Genomic DNA, 16,861 nt, shown 5'->3' on the forward strand with positions numbered 1-16,861 from the left:
ATCACCATGAACACCCGTGCGGAAAAGCTCATGCGCCAGCACACGGTCCTGGCCTCCGGCCTGCTGCTGGCCCTGCTGCTGGTGCCCGTGGTGATCTGGCTGCTCGGCATCGATCTCCCGCGGATTGTGCCGGGCCAGCATCTGACGGCGTTCCACACGGGGGCGGAGCTGTTCGCGGTCGTCGTCGCCGTGCTGGTGTTCGCGGTCGGGTATCACGTGATCGACCGGCGGCGGGTGGCGGCCTCGCTGCTGCTCGCCTGTGCCTTCCTGGCGGTCGCGCTGTTCGACTTCCTGCACCTGATGACCTACCCGGCGATGCCGGACTTCATCACCCCCAACTCGACGCAGCAGACGCTGTTCTTCTGGCTCGCCGCGCGGCTGGTCGGGGCCGCGGCCCTGCTGGCCTATGTGGCCCTGCCGATGGTCGCGCGCAGCGATGGCCCGCCGCGCGGGGTCTATCTGGCCGGAAGCCTGCTGCTGGTCGCGGTCCTCGCATGGGTCGGCCTGTGGCATGCCGATATCCTGCCGCCCCTGTTCGACCCGGTCAGCGGCCTCACGCCGTTCAAGCTGGGCCTGGAGGCCATCGTGATCGCCCTGCATCTGGCGACGCTGGCCATCCTGGCCCTGCGCCGCGATCTGCTGCAGCGCCCGGGCATGCCCCTGGTCGCCGCGGCGCTGGTCATCAGCATGGGCAGCGGCATGTTCTTCATGTTCTACGAGGATCTGACCGATACGCCGTTCGTGCTGGGGCATTTGTACAAGCTCGCGGCCTACCTGCTGATCTACCAGGGGCTGTTTCTGGAAAGCGTGCGCTCGCCCCTGGAGCGTCTGCACCAGGCCCACCGCGACATCGAGATGCGCGAGCGGCGCTACCAGCAACTGGTGGAGACGGCCCCCGACGGCGTCCTGGTTACCGATACGGAGGGCCGCATCGTGATGGCCAACCGAAACATCGAGCGCCTGTTCGGCTACCCCCGCCAGCAACTGATCGGCCAGCCGGTGGAGCGCCTGGTCCCCGATCGCCTGCGCGAGCGCCACCGGACCCATCGCCAGACCCAGGCCCGCACCATCAACCGCCGCACCATGGGGCAGGTACCCCATCTGCGCGGCCAGCGTATCGACGGCACCGAGTTCCCGGTGGACATCAGCCTCAACGCCTTCGACGACACCGAAGGCCGGCGGATTACCGCCTTCATCCGCGACATCACCGACCGCCAGCGGCGCGAGGCGCGCATCCAGCATCAGGCCACCCATGACAGTCTGACCGAACTCCCCAACCGCTGGCTGCTGCACGACCGCCTGACGCAGGGCATCGCCCAGGCCGAGCACAACGACCACCCGATCGCGGTGATGCTGCTGGATCTCGACAACTTCAAGATGATCAATGACACCTTCGGCCATGACGAGGGCGACCAGCTGCTGAAGGCCGTGGCCGCCCGACTCCAGGGCGCCCTGGACCAGGAAGCCACCATCGGCCGCTTCGGTGGCGACGAGTTCATGATCCTCCTGACCCACGTGGCGGACGAACAGGCGATCGCTCGGGTCGCCCAGCGCATCCTGGGTATCTTCGACACGCCCTTCCAGACCGAGCACGCCCGCAACCTCGTCTCCAGCGGCAGTCTCGGGATCGCCATGTTCCCGCGCGATGCCCAGGACGATCGCAGCCTGGTGCGTTATGCCGACATGGCCATGTACGAGGCCAAGCACTCCGGCCGCAACACCTGGGCCTTCTTCTCGCAGCACCTGGATGCGCAGGTGCACGAGGAACAGCGCCTGCAGCAGCACCTGCAGCAGGCGCTGGAGAATGCCGAGCTCGAGCTGCACTACCAGCCACTGCTGGAGGTCGCGTCGAACCGCGTGATCGGCGTCGAGGCCCTGGCGCGCTGGACCGATGCCGAGCTCGGGCCGGTGGCACCGGCCCGCTTTGTCGCCAGCGCGGAGGGCAACGGCCTGATCCTGCCCCTGGGCGACTGGGTGATCCGCGAGGCCTGTGAACAACTCGCCCAATGGTCACGATCCGGCGTCGGGCTCCGCGTCGCCATCAATATCTCCGCGATGCAGTTCCGCCAGCACGACCTGGTGGAACGCCTGCGTGCGGCCCTCGAGGCAACCGGCGCCCCGCCCGAGCGGCTCGAGATCGAGGTAACCGAGACCGTGGCCATGGCGGATGTGGCCCTGACCCACGATCAGCTCCGCGGCCTGAAGGCCCTGGGCATCCGGGTGGCCCTGGACGATTTCGGCACCGGCTATTCCTCGCTCGCCTACCTGAAGTCCCTACCCATCGACAAGCTCAAGATCGACCGCTCCTTCATCGCCGACATCGGCGAGGACCCGGAATCGGAGATGATCCTGCGCTCCATCGTGCACCTCGGCCACAGCCTCGGCCTGACGCTCGTCGCCGAAGGCGTGGAAACGGACGCACAGCGAACCTTCCTGCGGGAAATCGGCTGTGACCTGTACCAGGGCTGGCTGCATTCGCATGCGATGGCCGCAGGGGCTCTCAAGGAACGCCTGCAACACGAAACGGTGTGACGCACGCCCCGCCACCACTCCCTGCAATTGGCCAGGGGATTACATTCCATGCGGATTGCGTCTAGGTTCTGAAGGGATGCGCTCACAGAAGGCGGCACAAGACCGCCCGGGCGAAGACCAGGGGGACAGGATGGACAGTCGGGAAGCCAGCGATTCCACAGCCCCTGTGGGGTCCAGCCATGCGCACGATTATCGCTCGGCCGTGGCCATCGCCGCGGGATTCGCGGTCGTCCTGCTATTGATGATGGTGATGGTCATGATCGGGCTCGAGCGCATTGGCCAGGTGCACGACCGCCTGAACGTGATCGTCCACGAGCACAACGTCAAGACCGAGCTCCTCAACACCATGCGCACGGCCGCGCGCGAGCGCTCGGTCACCCTGCTACGCCTGTCGATCACCGACGACCCCTTCGATCTCGACGCGGGGATCATGGAGTTCCGCGCACACGCCTCGGACTTCATGGTCAACCGCAACCAGCTCGAGGCCATGCCCCTCACCGAACGCGAGCAGGCCCTGCTGACCAAAGGCCGTGAGTTGACCCTGCGTGCGGTCGAGGTCCAGGAGCGCGTACTCGACAAGATCCTGGATGACGAGCTGGAGGCGGCAACGGGCTGGTTGCTGGAACAGGCCATCCCGATGCAGAACGAGGTCCTGGCGAACCTCGGCGCCCTCCTGGAACTGCAGCAGGAGGCCTCCGAAGCCGCCGCGCGGGACACGGCGGAGCAATACCGAAACGCGGTGCAGTTCATGTCCCTTCTGGGGACCGCTGCCCTGCTGATCGGGATCGGCGTAGCGGTGGCCGTCCTGCGCCGCAGCCGTTATATCGAGGCCGAGCTGTTCCGCGAGAAGGAACGCGCCCAGGTCACCTTGCACGCCATCGGCGACGCGGTCATTACCGTCGACACCGACGGGCGCATCGACTACCTCAACCCGGTGGCCGAACACCTGACCGGCTGGAGCGATGCCGAGGCCCGCGACGAACAACTGGACCGGGTGTTCCGCACCATCCGCGAGGACGACGGCCAGCTACTCCCCCACCCCCTGGTGGACATGGTCCCCGACGGCACGACCTGCAGCCTGAACCAGGACACGATCCTGGTCTCCCGCGACGGCCACGAGTACGCCATCGAGGAGGTCTCCGCGCCCATCCGGGATCGCTCGGGGGCCGTTATCGGGGCGGCCCTGGTGTTCCGGGACGTCTCCCGGGCGCGCGAAATGGCGCGCGACCTGTCCTGGGCCGCCACCCACGACTGCCTGACATCGCTGGCCAATCGGCTGGAGTTCGAACGCCGCCTGCGTCAGCTCGTCACCAGTGCCCATCACGACGGGCGCGAACACGCCCTGCTGTACATGGACCTGGACCAGTTCAAGCTGGTCAACGATACCTGCGGGCACGGTGCCGGCGACGACCTGCTGTGCCAGCTGACCTCGCACATGCAGGCTCAACTGCGCGAAAGCGACACCCTCGCCCGCCTCGGCGGCGACGAGTTCGGCGTCCTGCTGGAAAGCTGCCCACTGGAACGCGCGGAAGATATCGCGGAGAAGCTGCGGCGGGCGATGGAACAGTTCCGCTTCGACTGGGACGGCCGCATGTTCCGGATCGGCATCAGCATCGGGGTCGTCCCGGTCCGCGGCGAGCACGGAGACGCGGCCCAGTTCATGAGCGAAGCCGACGCCGCCTGTTACCTGGCCAAGGAACGCGGGCGCAACCGTATCCATGTCTCGCGCCCCGACGACGCGGCCCTTTGCCGGCACCAGGGCGAGATGAACTGCCTGCAGCGCATCAGTCACGCCCTGGAAAACGACCAGTTCTGGCTGTACGGCCAGCATATCGAGCCGATCGCCAGTGGTGGTCCCCGGCACATCGAGGTGCTGCTGCGGATGATCAACGACGAGGGCGCGATCACGCCGCCGAGCACCTTCATCCCGGCCGCGGAACGCTACGGCCTGATGGCCGCCATCGACCGCTGGGTCATCGACCGGGTATTGCAGGTCGCCCGCCATACGCCACCCACGGACGGTCAGTTTGCGATCAACCTGTCGGGGCAGTCGCTGTGCGAGCGCGGCATGCTGGACTACATCGTCGAACGCATCCAGACCAGCGGCGTGGCACCAGACCGCCTGTGCTTCGAGATCACCGAAACCGCCGCGATCGCCAATCTCAACCAGGCCAGCCGCTTTGTGAACACCCTGCGCGCCATGGGCTGCTGCTTCTCGCTGGACGACTTCGGCACCGGGATGGCGTCCTTCGGCTACCTCAAGACCCTACGCGTGGATTACCTGAAGATCGACGGCAGCTTCGTGCGCGACATGAACGACGACCCGATCAGCCATGCCATGGTCGAGAGCATCCACCACATCGGCCAGGTCATGGGCATCAAGACGGTCGCCGAATGTGTCTCCCACGAAGACCTGCTGCCACCCCTGCGCGCGATCGGCATCGACTACGCCCAGGGCTTCGGGCTGCACCTGCCGGAACCCCTGGAACCCTGCCCGGTTCCGAGCCAAGCCTCCACCACCGACACTCGCTACGCCTGATCGGGTCGCCCCGGAGGCGCGTCTAACGGGTCCGCCAGCCCGCTCATGCGCGGGCGCACCCTCCCAGGGGCCCCGGGTTCGGTTCCGACCGCCCCTCGCAGCGGCTGAGTCGCCGACACGCGCGCCCACGTCCCAGCACTTTGTGAAACCAGAAAGAAGAAAGGCCGCCCGAAGGCGGCCTTTCAACCACGGGTCGATCACCTCGCCGCCCATCCCGACGGCGCGGGTGGCCATCAGTAGCCGGTGCTGCCGTGTACGTCCGGCGGCGCCTCGCGGGTCAGCATTGCCCAGGTCAGGTGGGCCATCACCTCCGGCGCCACCACCGTATGGCGGTTGCCGGTGTTCTGCATGCCCTCGCGCAGCTCCTGGCGCACCTGCGGCTGGCCGCTCAGGTCAAAGATCACGTCCACCTGGTCGCCACGCGCCACGATATCCGCGACCGACTCCAGCGGGATACCCTTCTCCTCGGCCAGCCGGCGGCCCTCCGTCTCGGCTTTCTCCGAGACCGCGCAAAGCGTCATCCCCGGCAGGCCGGACTCGAGCAACATCTCCAGGAAACGGCCGCCCACCCGGCCAAGCCCCACGACTGCAATGTGAATCGACATAAACACTCCATCCTTTTGGTTTTATTGTTGTCTCCATACACGCACCGCAGGCGCCACCCGCGAAACGTGTCCCCTGACTGTAGGCGATCCGCACCGCGCCTGCACGGCATCCCTCGCCCCGCCCCGCATCCGGCCATTTGGCGCGTATGGCCCCACGCCCTACAGTGCCCGCAACCCGTCAACGAATGGAGCCCCCATGGACAACGTGCACCTGCCAATCCGCGTCGACCGCCGCGAACAGGGCAAGATCATTCAGCGCATCGAACGCCTGGAAGGGGTGGAACTGGAATTCACCGACCTCGATGTCGGCGACTACCTGCTGCCCAACGGCGTCGTGGTCGAGCGCAAGTCCGCCACCGACATGGTGCTGAGCGTGGTCGACAAGACCCTGTGGGAGAACGCCGCCAAGCTGAAGGCCAACCACAGCCAGGTGGTCTATATCGTCGAGGGGGACCTGTACGAACCGCGCTTCCACCAGCAGGCGCTGGATATCCACCGTGCCCTCGCGCACCTGACCATCGCCCTCGGCATCAGCGTGCTGCCCAGCCCGGATGCCGACAACAGCGGCATGCTCATCTACCTGCTGGGCCTGAACGCCCGGATGGAGCCGGACCCGGCCGACCGCCCCACCAAGCCGGACACCCGGCGCAAGGCCGCCGAGTTCATCGTCAGCGGCCTCCCCGGCGTGGAGGCCGACACCGCACGCGACCTGCTGCGCGACCTCGGCAGCGTACGCGACATCATCAACGCCGACGCCGCCACCCTCGCCCAGACCGACGGCCTCGACGCCGAACGCGCCGAACGCATCGAATCCGTCGTCACCTACGGCAGCCGCACCACCTGAACGCCCCCAAGCCGCCAACCACACCACCCCCTGTGGGAGCCTGCTTGCAGGCGAAGCCCCTGCCCACGCCCGCCGCCGGCAAGGCCGCCACAGGAAGACACGAAGGCCGGAAGTAAGTGGATGAGTTCGCCCTCGTGCAGGTAACCCTACAGGCTCCGGACCGCCGAACTCACCTCGCCCGCCCACCGCTCCTTGTGCGCCCGCAAAAGCGGCTCGGGCGCGGGCACGCGCGTTCGTCGGTGTCTCACTGGACCAATTGAATGGGACCCGGGTAACGACCCACCTGGGCGTCGCTGGTCAGAAGCGTGTACCCCTCCGTTTCTGCCTGGGCGACCAGAATGCGGTCGAATGGATCCTTGTGAATATCGGGCAAATGGCTGACCGCCAGTGTGTGCTGACCCGTGATCGCCAGCTCCTCGTACCCGTGCTCCAGTAGCTCGCGACGAAGGACATGGGGCTCGACCACGAAATCGCTGCGCCCCAGCCCATTCTTGATCACGATTTCCCACAAGCTCGCCGCACTAAACGCGATTGCGTTATCCGGATTCTGGATGACCTCGCGAGCACTAGCGGGCAACTTTGGGGAACCGGCCGCCGCCCAGAGCAGCAGATGCGTATCAAGAAGCAGGTGCATTCGACTTGTCGCCCTGAAACAGGGCTGCGATCTCCGCCTCGCCCATCCGATCCAGATCGTCCGGAATTTCGAGCTGCCCCTTGAGGAAACCGACCCGGTCCGCAGCGGATTCTGACGAGGCCTCGATACGTGACATACGCGCAATGGGCTTGCCCGCCCGGGCGATCACTACCGGCTCGCCCCGGCTGACCTTCTCCAGCAGCCTGGAGAAGTGTGTCTTTGCCTCATGGATGTTGACCGTCTCGGTCATAATGCCTCCGTCAAGGTTAGTCCGAATGATCAGACTAACTAATCAGGGGCGCACTCGCCATTCCTTGACGGGCACGTCGAACACGAGGAAGTCTCTATGACGCATCATCCAGCCACCGGCGCAAGCCGCCGCTGCGGCGGATCTGGCGTTGACTGGCCGCGGCCAGGGTGCCCGCGCGTGGCTCGAGCAGGCTGAACCAGCGGCTGGCACGGGTGATCGCGGTGTAGACCAGCTCGCGGGTCAGGATGGGGCTGTCGGCCTCCGGCAGTACCAGCGCGACATGCTCGAACTCCGAGCCCTGCGCCTTGTGCACAGTCAGCGCAAAGGCGGTCTCGACGGCCTCCAGCCGGTTGGGCAACACCCAGCGCACGCGACCCCCCGCCGCGAGAAAGGCGACGCGCAGCACCGGCGCCGCCGCCTCCGGACCCCCATGATCCCCGGTCGCCTCGGGCTCGCCCCGCGCCAGCCAGGCCGGAACGGCCAGGGCAATGCCGATATCGCCATTGATCAGCCCCAGCGCATAGTCGTTGCGGGTCACGATCACCGGTCGCCCCTCGAACCATGGCGCATGCCCCTCTGACCCGCCGCCACGGCCGGCCTCCATCTCCAGCAACCCGCGCGCCTGCAACGCCCCGGCAATGCGCCGATTGAGCCTTTCGAGCCCCCACGGCCCGCGCCGCACCGCGCACAGCAGCTGAAAGCGCCCGTGGGCCGCCAGCACGTCCCGCGCCCAGTCCTCCCAGGCGGCGCGCGGCGCCCCGGGGGCCGGCCGGGCCACGCGCAGGCCTTCCAGGTAGTCCGCATACCCGACCGCCTCGCCCTCGGGTGTGTCCGCGCGCCCCGCCACTGCCAGATCCACCAGAGCCGCATCCTCGGGGTGGGCGAGCACCCGCTGCCACACAGCATCGTCGCCCTGCGGCGACCCCGTGACCTCCCCCGCGTTCACGCCGGCGGCCAGGCGTCCGATCCCGCTGTCGGCGCCAAAGCGGTGACTCTGGCGCAGCATCACGATGTGCTGGTCGAGGGCCTGCCCGTGCGCATCCTGCATCGCCGCGGGCACGGCCACGCCGGTCACTGCTTCCAGCCACTGCGCGGACTCCGGCGTGTAGTGCCCGCCCTCGGCGCGATGGCACAGCTCGCCCAGTACCGCGCCGGCCTCCACCGACGCCAACTGGTCACGATCCCCCAGCAGGATCAGGCGCGCCGTGCGCGGCACCGCCTCGACCAGACTGGCCATCAGTTCCAGGTCGATCATCGACGCCTCGTCCACCACCAGCACATCCACCGCCAGGGGATTGCGCGCACCGTGGCGGAAGTGCCGCGTATCCGGCCGCGCCCCCAGCAGGCGATGCACCGTGACCACCTCGGCCGGCAGGTTTCGCCGCAGCGCATCACCATCCGGCAGTGTCTCCAGCCCCAGGCGATCCAGCGCCCCGCTGACCGAGGCATTCAGACGCGCCGCGGCCTTGCCGGTGGGCGCGGCCAGGCGGATACGCAGTGGATCCTCCGGACCCTGCAAGCCCTGCAGCAGCGCGAGCAGCCGCAACACCGTGGTGGTCTTGCCGGTGCCCGGCCCGCCCGTGATCACGCTGAAACCGGAGCCGGCCGCCAGGGCACAGGCCAGGCGCTGCCAGTCCGGGGCGGCGCCGTCCGCGGGTGTGCCGAACAGCCAGTTCAGCCACTCGCACGCCGCAGCCGTATCCAGCGCGCCCTGCCAGGCCGCGCGATCGGCCACCCGCGCGCGGATCGCCTGCCCGATACGGCGCTCGGCCTCCCAATAGCGGCGCAGGTAGACCTGCGCGCCGGTATAGACCAGCGGCGTCGAGCCAACCGCATCCGGTCCGGCCAGTGCCGTCCCGTCCAGGGCCTGCGCGACCGCCGTCGCCGAAACGCCCTGCAGCACGGACGACGGCCGCGGCAGGGCCGGCGCGTTCGGTTCCCCCTCCGGCGGCAGGGCCAGCGTGGTATCCGGTTCCTGCAGCAGGGCGTCCAGTTCCAGGCACACATGGCCGCGCCCGACCTGGTGACTGGCCAGCGCGGCCAGCAGCAGCGCCAGTGGCGGTGCCCCGGGATCCTGCTCGTGCAGAAAGCGCACCAGCGCCCGGTCCACGCCGCGCAGCCACCCGGCCGCCTCCCATTCGCCCAGCAGCACCATCAGGGCCTGCACGGACCCCAGCGCCCCGCTATGCGACACCGCGTTCAAGCCGCCCCCTCCCGATCGACCCCGTGCGTCATCCAGCGATCCAGCTGCTCGATCAGCGCACGCGGCGGGCAGTGGTGGAACACCCCGTGGCCCGGCGCATCCACGCCGCGCAGGAACAGGTAGACCCCGCCGCCCATGTGCTGGTCAAAGTCGTAGCCCGGCAGGCGAGCGCCCAGCTGGCGATGCAGTGCCAGCGTGTAGAGCACCAGCTGCAGGTCGTAGCGATGCTCCAGCACCGCCGCGCGCAGGCGCTCGGCGGTGTAGGCCCGAGCCGAGGGCCCCAGCCAGTTGGACTTGTAGTCCGCCACGTAATAGCGCCCGGCGTGCTCGAACACCAGGTCGACGAAGCCCTTCAGCATCCCGTTCAGCGTCACGTCCCCTACCGGCGGGCGCCGCTCGCCCGGCAGGATCTGCGCCCGCACCGCCTGATCCAGATCCCCGGCCCTGAGGCGGCGCGCCGGGTACAGAAACTCCAGCTCCGGCTGATACGTGGCCAAGCCCCCCAGCGAGAACGTCCCGCCCTCCTCCAGCGGGAAGCCGGCCGTCAGCAACTGCTGCATCCAGTCCGTGACCACCGTGGACCACTCGCCCCATCCCCGGCGCTCGCAGCGCGTTTCGATCTCCCGCGCCAGGCGTTCGGGCTGCGCCACCTGCGCGGCGAGGCCCTGCTCCGCCGCCCACTCCAGCAGCCCGTGCAGGAAGGTGCCCGGTCCCGGCCCGCGCGGGAAGGCGTGCAGCCCGCTGGCCGCGCGTGGCCCGGCCTCGGGCTCGAGTTCGGGGAACTCCACGGCCTCGCGACCCGCATCCGCGACGCCCTCGCGCAGCACATCCTCGCGCGCCGAGTCGGGCGCGACCGGTGCCACACCGTCGTCGTGCGCAGCAATCGCGCTGTAGCTGGCCACCCACCAGCGCTCGAAGCGCCGCGCCGGCGCTTGCCGGGCCGGCCCGGTGGTCGGGGCATTGGCGCCGGTCTGCACCGCAGCGTCGCGCACTTCCGGCAGCGGGCCCACCCGGATCGCCGGCTCGTCGCCCGCGGCGGTACGCAGTGCCGCCTCCAGCCCGCCGTCCGCCACGCCCTCGGGGCCGGCCAGCAGATACCCGGCTGCGGTCTGGTCGAAATGGTTGGTCTTGCTCCTTCCCGAGACAATCGGTGCAATCCCCAGCCAGCAGGCATGGCGCGCCCGGGTCATGCCCACGTACAACAGGCGCAGGTCCTCGGCCAGGCGTTCGCGCTCGGCCCGCCGGTACACCGCGTCATCCATGTGGAACACCCAGCGCGCCCCGCCCTGCGGCGGATGGTCGCGCCAGGGCACGTCCTTCTTCGCGTCCGTGGGCCGGAAATTGCAGGCAAACGGCAGGAACACCAGCGGATACTCCAGCCCCTTGGACTTGTGCAGCGTCACCACCTTGACCAGGTCCTCGTCGCTCTCCAGGCGCAGGATCTGCTCCTCGCCGGTTTCGCCGTCGCCGTTCCGGTGCTCCATCAGGTGCCGGATCAGGGCCTGCTCGCCATCCAGCTCCGCGGCCGCCTGCTGCAGCAACTCGCTCAGATGCAGCAGGTTGGTCAGCGCGCGCTCACCCTCCGCCGTGGCGCGCAACCGCCGGGGGACCTCGAAGTCGTGCAGCAGCCGGCGCAGCATCGGCAACACCCCGCGCGTCTGCCACAGGCGCCGGTAGTCGCGGAACTGCTCGACCCGCGCCTCCCAGGCCAGCTCGTCCACCGTCAGCCGGTGCAGCTCGGCCAGCGACTGCCCCAGCGTCGCGGTGGCCAGCGCCGCGCGCAGCAACCGCTCGCTGGTGGGCTCGGCACAGGCGCGCAGCCAGCGCAGCAGGTCCCCCGCCTCGTCGCTGGCATATACCGACTCGCGATCCGACAGGTATACGCTGCGCACGCCGCGTCGACGCAGCTCGGCGCGGATCGCGTCGGCCTCCGCGCGTCCGCGCACCAGCACCGCCATATCACGCGGTCGCACCCCGGTCAGGTCCGCGCCCTTGCGAAAACCGCAGGTCCCGGCGACACCTCCGTTGAGCAGCTCCACCATATGGCTGGCGCACGCCTGCGCCATGCGCTCGCGGTAGGCGCCCTTGGGCACCGGCTCGCCGGGGTCATGGCACCACAGCGTGACCGCCGGGGCCGCCTCCCCGTGCTGCTCGAAGACCTCCGCGCGGCCATTGGCCGTAACCGGCACGAACGGCAGCGGGTTCTCCGCGCCAGTACGGAACAGAAACGCCCCGTCCGCCCAGCCCTCGGCATGTCCGAACAACCGGTTCACGCCATCCACCAGGGCCTCGGTGGAGCGGAAGTTGCGCTCCAGTGTGTAGTGACGACCGGCGGTGGCCGTACGCGCCGCCAGGTAGGTATGGATATCCGCCCCGCGAAAGCCGTAGATCGACTGCTTGGGATCGCCGATCAGCAGCACGCCGAGGTCGCGCGGGTTCTCGTCGATGCGATAGACGCGCTGGAAGATCCGGTACTGCACCGGATCGGTGTCCTGGAACTCGTCGACCAGAGCCACCGGGAACTGCGTACGCAGGGTCGCGGCCAGGTGCTCGCCCCCCGGGCCGTCCAGGGCATCGCGCAACCGGGTCAGCAAGTCGTGGAAGCCCATCTGCGCGCGCTGGCGCTGAACCTGACGAAAGCGCGCATCCACCTGGCGCGCCGCCGCCTTCAGCAACCGTTCGCGGTCATCCACGCAGACCTCGGCGTGATCGTCCAGCCCCATGAACGCCGGGTGCAGATCCTCCGGCAGCGTCTGACCGCCTTTCAGCCGGTCCTGCATGCCGGCCGCACTGAAACGCAGCAGCGGGGAGTCGCCGGAGACGCCACCGGGCCGCAGCGCGCCCGGATCCTCGGCCCATTCGCGCATCGCACCCAGCAGCTTGTCCGGGTTGCTGTACTTGCCCGGCTGCAGAACCGGGCCGCGCAGCGCGTCAAACTGCTCCTTGATCGCCTCGAAGTCCTCGCGCCAGGGCCGCTTCATCGCCTCCAGCCGCGCCAGCTTGCGTCTCAGCGCGGCCTCCAGACCCTCCGGGGTCTCCAGCTCCGCGTCCGCCGCATCCGCGGGCAGATGTCCGACCAGCGGCCGGATCTTCTGCAACAGGGTCTCGGGATCGGGCCCGAAGGCATTGCGCAGCAGGGCCAGCGGCGCCGGCGGCTGCGGATAGACGAAGCGGCGCCAGTAATCACGCGCCGCCTCGGCCAGCAGCTCCTGCTGGTCACTCGCCAGGTCCTGGGTGAACAGGCTCCCGCTGTCGAAGGCGTGCTCGCGCAGCATGCGGTAGCACCAGCCGTGGATGGTCGACACCGCGGCCTCGTCCATCCACTCCGCCGCCAGTTCCAGCCGGCGTGCCGCGCCCGGCCGCTCCGCCTCGCTGTATTCGCCGCGCAGCTCCCTGTGGATGCCCTGCACGCCCGGCACCGCATCCGGATCCTCCGCGCGGAACACCCGCGCCGCGATTGCCAGGGTGTCGCGGATGCGGCTGCGCAGTTCCTGGGTCGCGGCATCGGTAAAGGTCATCACCAGGATCTGCGGCGGCGTCAGGGCGCTGGTGCCCTCGGGCAGCTCGCCGTGGCCCAGCACCAGGCGCAGATACAGCGCGGCGATGGTGTAGGTCTTGCCGGTGCCGGCGCTGGCCTCGATCAGGCGGCTGCCGTGCAGCGGCAACGTCAGCAGGTCCAGCTTGTGCGCGGTGGCCGTCATTCCGCGACCTCCGACTGGTTCACGACCACAAACACCGGTCGGTACACGCGGTCCCGCCAGAAGCCGAAATCGGGATCGGCCAGCAGGGTCTCGGGATCCGGCCAGGCCCGTGCCAGCGCGGGACTGCGCGACCACTCGCCAGGGCTGTAGTCGTTCCCGCGCAGGGTCTTCAGCGCCTCGTCATACGGGGCCTTTGGCCCGTCCTCCGCCTCCAGCCAGGCAAAAGCGGCGGCGCAGGCCAGCGGCAGCGGGCGCTCCTGTCCGGCCGCCCAGGCCTCCAGCAGCGTGCCCAGCAGTTCCTCCGCCAGACCCGACTCCAGCCCAGGGAGGGTCAGGCGTGTGTCCAGCGCGACCAGTTCGGAACCCACATCCCCCGCGCCGGCGTTGGCGAGCAGATGCATCACCCACGGCGCCATCAGCTTGTCGTAGCGCCACTTCTTGCCGTTGGCAATACGGCTCGCCGTGTAATCCAGGCAGACCCGAACCCGACCCTCGCCATCGCCGCGTAGCGCGGGCGGCACCGCCTCCAGGCCCCAGTGCGCGTGTTCCAGGCGCAGCGGACGCCCCGCCTCCAGCCGTTCGGGATACAGCGCAAGGCGCTCGCCGATCCGCTCCAGCAGCCGCGCGGCCTCGTCCACCATCGCACCACGTTCCAGCTCGCCGGCCGCCCCCAGCGGCAGCCAGCCGGCGCGCTGCAGGCGTGCGGATTCGACCTGCAGGATCTCCGGCCAGGCGGCCGCATCAGCGGCGGATTCAAGCGCGGTCGCAACCAGATTCTGGCGCACCTGCCACTGCTCCAGCCCGCCCAGCCCGAACGGCTCCAGGTCGTCACCGGGGGCCTCTTCTTCGTCGAAGAACACCCCCAGGCGATAACGAAAGAACGCCTCCACGGGGAAGCGCAGAAAGCGCGCAAGGGCCTCCGGCGCCACCGCGCGCGGCTCGCGCTCGGCCTCCAGCAGCGGGATCGGCTCGCAGGCGCCCTCGGCCGGGGCCACATCCGCGTCGTGCACGGCCTCCCATTCCCGGGCATAGGTGAAGTGCCGCTCGTCATCGTCCGCCGGGAAGTTCAGCGGCGAGAAGGGCTGGAGCGGGTGCCAGGTGGTCAGGTGTTCCACCAGGGCCGGTCCCGCCTCGGGCCCGTCAACCCCGGCCAGTCCCCAGCCGGCGGCCAGGTGATCGCGCAACTGCCCGACCAGCACCGAGGGCGGGCGCGGCTCGTTGTCGCGCACATGCCGCCCCACCCAGCTCACATGCAACTGGCGCCGGGCGGAGAGCAGCGCCTCCAGGAACAGATAGCGGTCGTCCTCGCGCCGCGAGCGATCGCCCGGGCGGTAGTCCTGTGCCATCAGATCGAAGTCCACCGGCGTCGGGCTGCGCGGGTAGTCGCCGTCGTTCATGCCCAGCAGACAGACGACCTGGAACGGGATCGCCCGCATCGGCATCAGGGTGCAGAAGTTCACCGAACCCGCCAGAAAGCGCTGCCCCACGCCCGAATCGTCCTGACTGGCCAGCCACTGTTCGCGCACCACGGCCAGCGGCAGCGCCTCCTCCAGCCCAGCGGCCGCACAGTCCTCGCGCCACTGCTCCAGGGCCTCGCCCAGACGCTCCAGGGTGAACAGTTCGGCGTCCGTCTCCGGCGCGAAGAACTGTTCCAGCAAGGCGGCAAGCCGCGCCGCCCAGTCCCCCGGGGCATGCGCCCGGCGCAGCCAGTCCCAGGCCTCTTCCAGCGCGGAGATCAGGGCCTCCAGCGGGCCCAGCAAGGCGGCGCTCAGCCCACCGATCTCGTCGTAGGGTTCCACCCCCTGCCACGGTCCCTGGTCGCCCAGGGCGTAGCCCAGCAGCATCCGCCGCAGGCCAAAGCGCCAGGTGTTCTGCTCCAGTCCCTCGGGCAGGCCCAGACCGGCGCGCTGCGCGGCATCCAGGCCCCAGCGCACCCCCGCGCCCGCGGCCCAGGCATGCAGCTGCGCCAGGTCCTCCTCGGCAATGCCGAAGCGCCGCCGGACCGCCGGCACATCCAGCAGGTCCAGCAGTTCGCTGACGCCCATCCGGCTCTCCGGCAGGGACAACAATTGCTCCAGCGCGATCAGCACCGGGTCGCGCCCGCGCGGCCCCTGGTCGGACAGCGTGTACGGGATGAAGCGCGGGTCGTCGGACTCGGGCTGGCCGAACACCGCCTCGATGTGGGGGGCGTACTGGTCGATATCCGGCACCATCACGATCACGTCGCGCGGGCGCAGCGCGGGATCGTGCGCGAAGTGGTCCAGCAGCCGGTCGTGCAGCAGCTCGACCTCGCGCAGCGGGCTGTGCGCCACATGGAACTGGATGGAGCGGTCCGCCACCGCAACCGCGGGCCAGGTCTCCCGCGTCTCGGCCAGCGGCCGCAGCGCGCGGATGTCCTCCTGCAACTGGTGCAGCAGGCAGTCCTCCGGCCCGCGCATGCCGTGCGGCTCGAAGACATCCACCCGCTCCCAGTCCAGTGTGCGCAGCACCCGGCCGTAGTGTTCGGGGTCATCGTGCTCGTCCAGCAGCCCGATGTAGTCGCGCCCCTGCTTGCCCCAGGCGGCCAGCAGCGGATGCGCGTGGTTGTGCAACTGGGCCTCGTCCAGGGCCTCCGGCATCCCGGCCTTGCGCGCCTGGCGCCGCCGGGTGGCGCGCAGCAGGTCCTTGTCGGCCACGATGTCGGCCCAGTAGTACTCGCAGGGGTTGTGCACGCAGACCAGCACCTGGCAGAAGCGCGCCAGCCCCTCCAGCGCCTCCAGGATCTGCCCCGGCAGCGAGGAGATCCCGAATACGATGACCCGCCGCGGCAGACCCTCGGGGCGGCGCTCCAGCGTACGCACCGTATCCAGGTAGCGCGCGTGCACCGCGGAGCGGCTCACACCCTCCTGCGCGACGCCGATATCCGCCTGCAGCAGCCGCCACAGCTCCGCCTGCCAGCGCTGCCCCGGCGCCAGGTCGCGCGCCTGCCCGCGGGCGTCGCGCAGCACGTCGCGCCCGGCCGCCCAGTCGGTCAGCCAGTCCGCGCGATACACCTGGTACTGATCGAACAGGTCCGCCAGGCGCTCGGCGAGCTGGAAACGCTTGCGCAGGTCCCCGCCCTGGCCCGGGTCGTCGTCCTGCAGGAACTGTCCGAGCGGGGCGAAGGCCTCCTGCCCCAGGCACGTCGGCAGCAGGCGCATCAGCCGCCAGGTCAGCGGGCGCTTGGCATAGGGAGACTCCAGCGGCACGGCATCGGCCCCAAGCACCGCGCGGTAGGCCGACCACACAAAGCGCGACGGCAGCTGCATGTCCAGCGCGGCCGCGATCCCGCAGCCCGGCGGATCGGCATCCGGCGGCGCCGCCAGGGCGTGCCGCAGCCACTGCGCCATGCCATTGCTCTGCACCAGAATGGTCTCGTTCTCCAGCGGCGCCAGCGGCGCCCGCCGCATCCACTCCACCGCCAGCGTACGCAGCGACTCCAGGTGGTTGCCGTGCAGTACCACCATCCCTGGCTGTAACTCGCGCGACTCCCCCAACAGCGGCTCCTTGATCGGTTCCCGAACTCCCCGCGAGG

9 protein-coding genes are annotated in these 16,861 nt (G+C 69.5%); 3 read left to right on the plus strand and 6 right to left on the minus strand.

Features of this window, described 5'->3' with window-relative positions:
• Nucleotides 1-6: 6 nt before the first annotated feature.
• Together F793_RS0107690 and F793_RS0107695 are read left to right on the plus strand one after the other, a co-directional pair.
• Nucleotides 7-2,532 (plus strand): bifunctional diguanylate cyclase/phosphodiesterase, encoded by a 2,526-nt coding sequence (locus tag F793_RS0107690; protein WP_018882208.1) that lies wholly within the window; start codon nucleotides 7-9, stop codon nucleotides 2,530-2,532.
• A 130-nt stretch (nucleotides 2,533-2,662) separates the two neighbouring features.
• Nucleotides 2,663-5,071, plus strand: coding sequence for an EAL domain-containing protein (locus F793_RS0107695; protein ID WP_026280853.1), 2,409 nt, complete (start codon nucleotides 2,663-2,665; stop codon nucleotides 5,069-5,071).
• A 233-nt stretch (nucleotides 5,072-5,304) separates the two neighbouring features.
• Here the strand turns inward: F793_RS0107695 and F793_RS0107700 are convergent, their stop codons facing one another.
• Nucleotides 5,305-5,676: a hypothetical protein gene (locus F793_RS0107700; RefSeq protein WP_018875673.1), complete on the minus strand. Its 372-nt coding sequence runs from the start codon at nucleotides 5,674-5,676 to the stop codon at nucleotides 5,305-5,307.
• Between the two features lie 196 nt (nucleotides 5,677-5,872).
• On the opposite strand from F793_RS0107700, the gene F793_RS0107705 reads away from it, so the two are divergent.
• Nucleotides 5,873-6,520: an ERCC4 domain-containing protein gene (locus tag F793_RS0107705; protein ID WP_018882210.1), complete on the plus strand. Its 648-nt coding sequence runs from the start codon at nucleotides 5,873-5,875 to the stop codon at nucleotides 6,518-6,520.
• A 244-nt stretch (nucleotides 6,521-6,764) separates the two neighbouring features.
• Here F793_RS0107705 and F793_RS0107710 read toward each other — a convergent pair whose 3' ends face one another.
• From F793_RS0107710 to recC, 5 genes are all read right to left on the minus strand, one after another.
• Nucleotides 6,765-7,154, minus strand: a complete 390-nt coding sequence (locus F793_RS0107710; protein WP_018877541.1) for a type II toxin-antitoxin system VapC family toxin — start codon at nucleotides 7,152-7,154, stop codon at nucleotides 6,765-6,767.
• Nucleotides 7,138-7,404, minus strand: a complete 267-nt coding sequence (locus F793_RS0107715; RefSeq protein ID WP_018877542.1) for a type II toxin-antitoxin system Phd/YefM family antitoxin — start codon at nucleotides 7,402-7,404, stop codon at nucleotides 7,138-7,140. Before F793_RS0107715 ends, F793_RS0107710 begins: the two co-directional genes overlap by 17 nt.
• Before the next feature lie 94 nt (nucleotides 7,405-7,498).
• Complete coding sequence (gene recD / locus F793_RS0107720; protein ID WP_018882211.1) at nucleotides 7,499-9,607, minus strand: exodeoxyribonuclease V subunit alpha; 2,109 nt, start codon at nucleotides 9,605-9,607, stop codon at nucleotides 7,499-7,501.
• Nucleotides 9,604-13,308, minus strand: a complete 3,705-nt coding sequence (gene recB, locus F793_RS0107725) for an exodeoxyribonuclease V subunit beta (protein WP_018882212.1) — start codon at nucleotides 13,306-13,308, stop codon at nucleotides 9,604-9,606. Before recB ends, recD begins: the two co-directional genes overlap by 4 nt.
• On the minus strand, nucleotides 13,305-16,793 hold the full coding sequence (recC, locus tag F793_RS0107730; protein ID WP_018882213.1) for an exodeoxyribonuclease V subunit gamma: 3,489 nt from the start codon (nucleotides 16,791-16,793) through the stop codon (nucleotides 13,305-13,307). Before recC ends, recB begins: the two co-directional genes overlap by 4 nt.
• Between the last annotated feature and the right edge of the window lie 68 nt (nucleotides 16,794-16,861).

It is taken from the genome of Thioalkalivibrio sp. ALE22 (genome assembly GCF_000381445.1).
Lineage (GTDB): Bacteria > Pseudomonadota > Gammaproteobacteria > Ectothiorhodospirales > Ectothiorhodospiraceae > Thioalkalivibrio.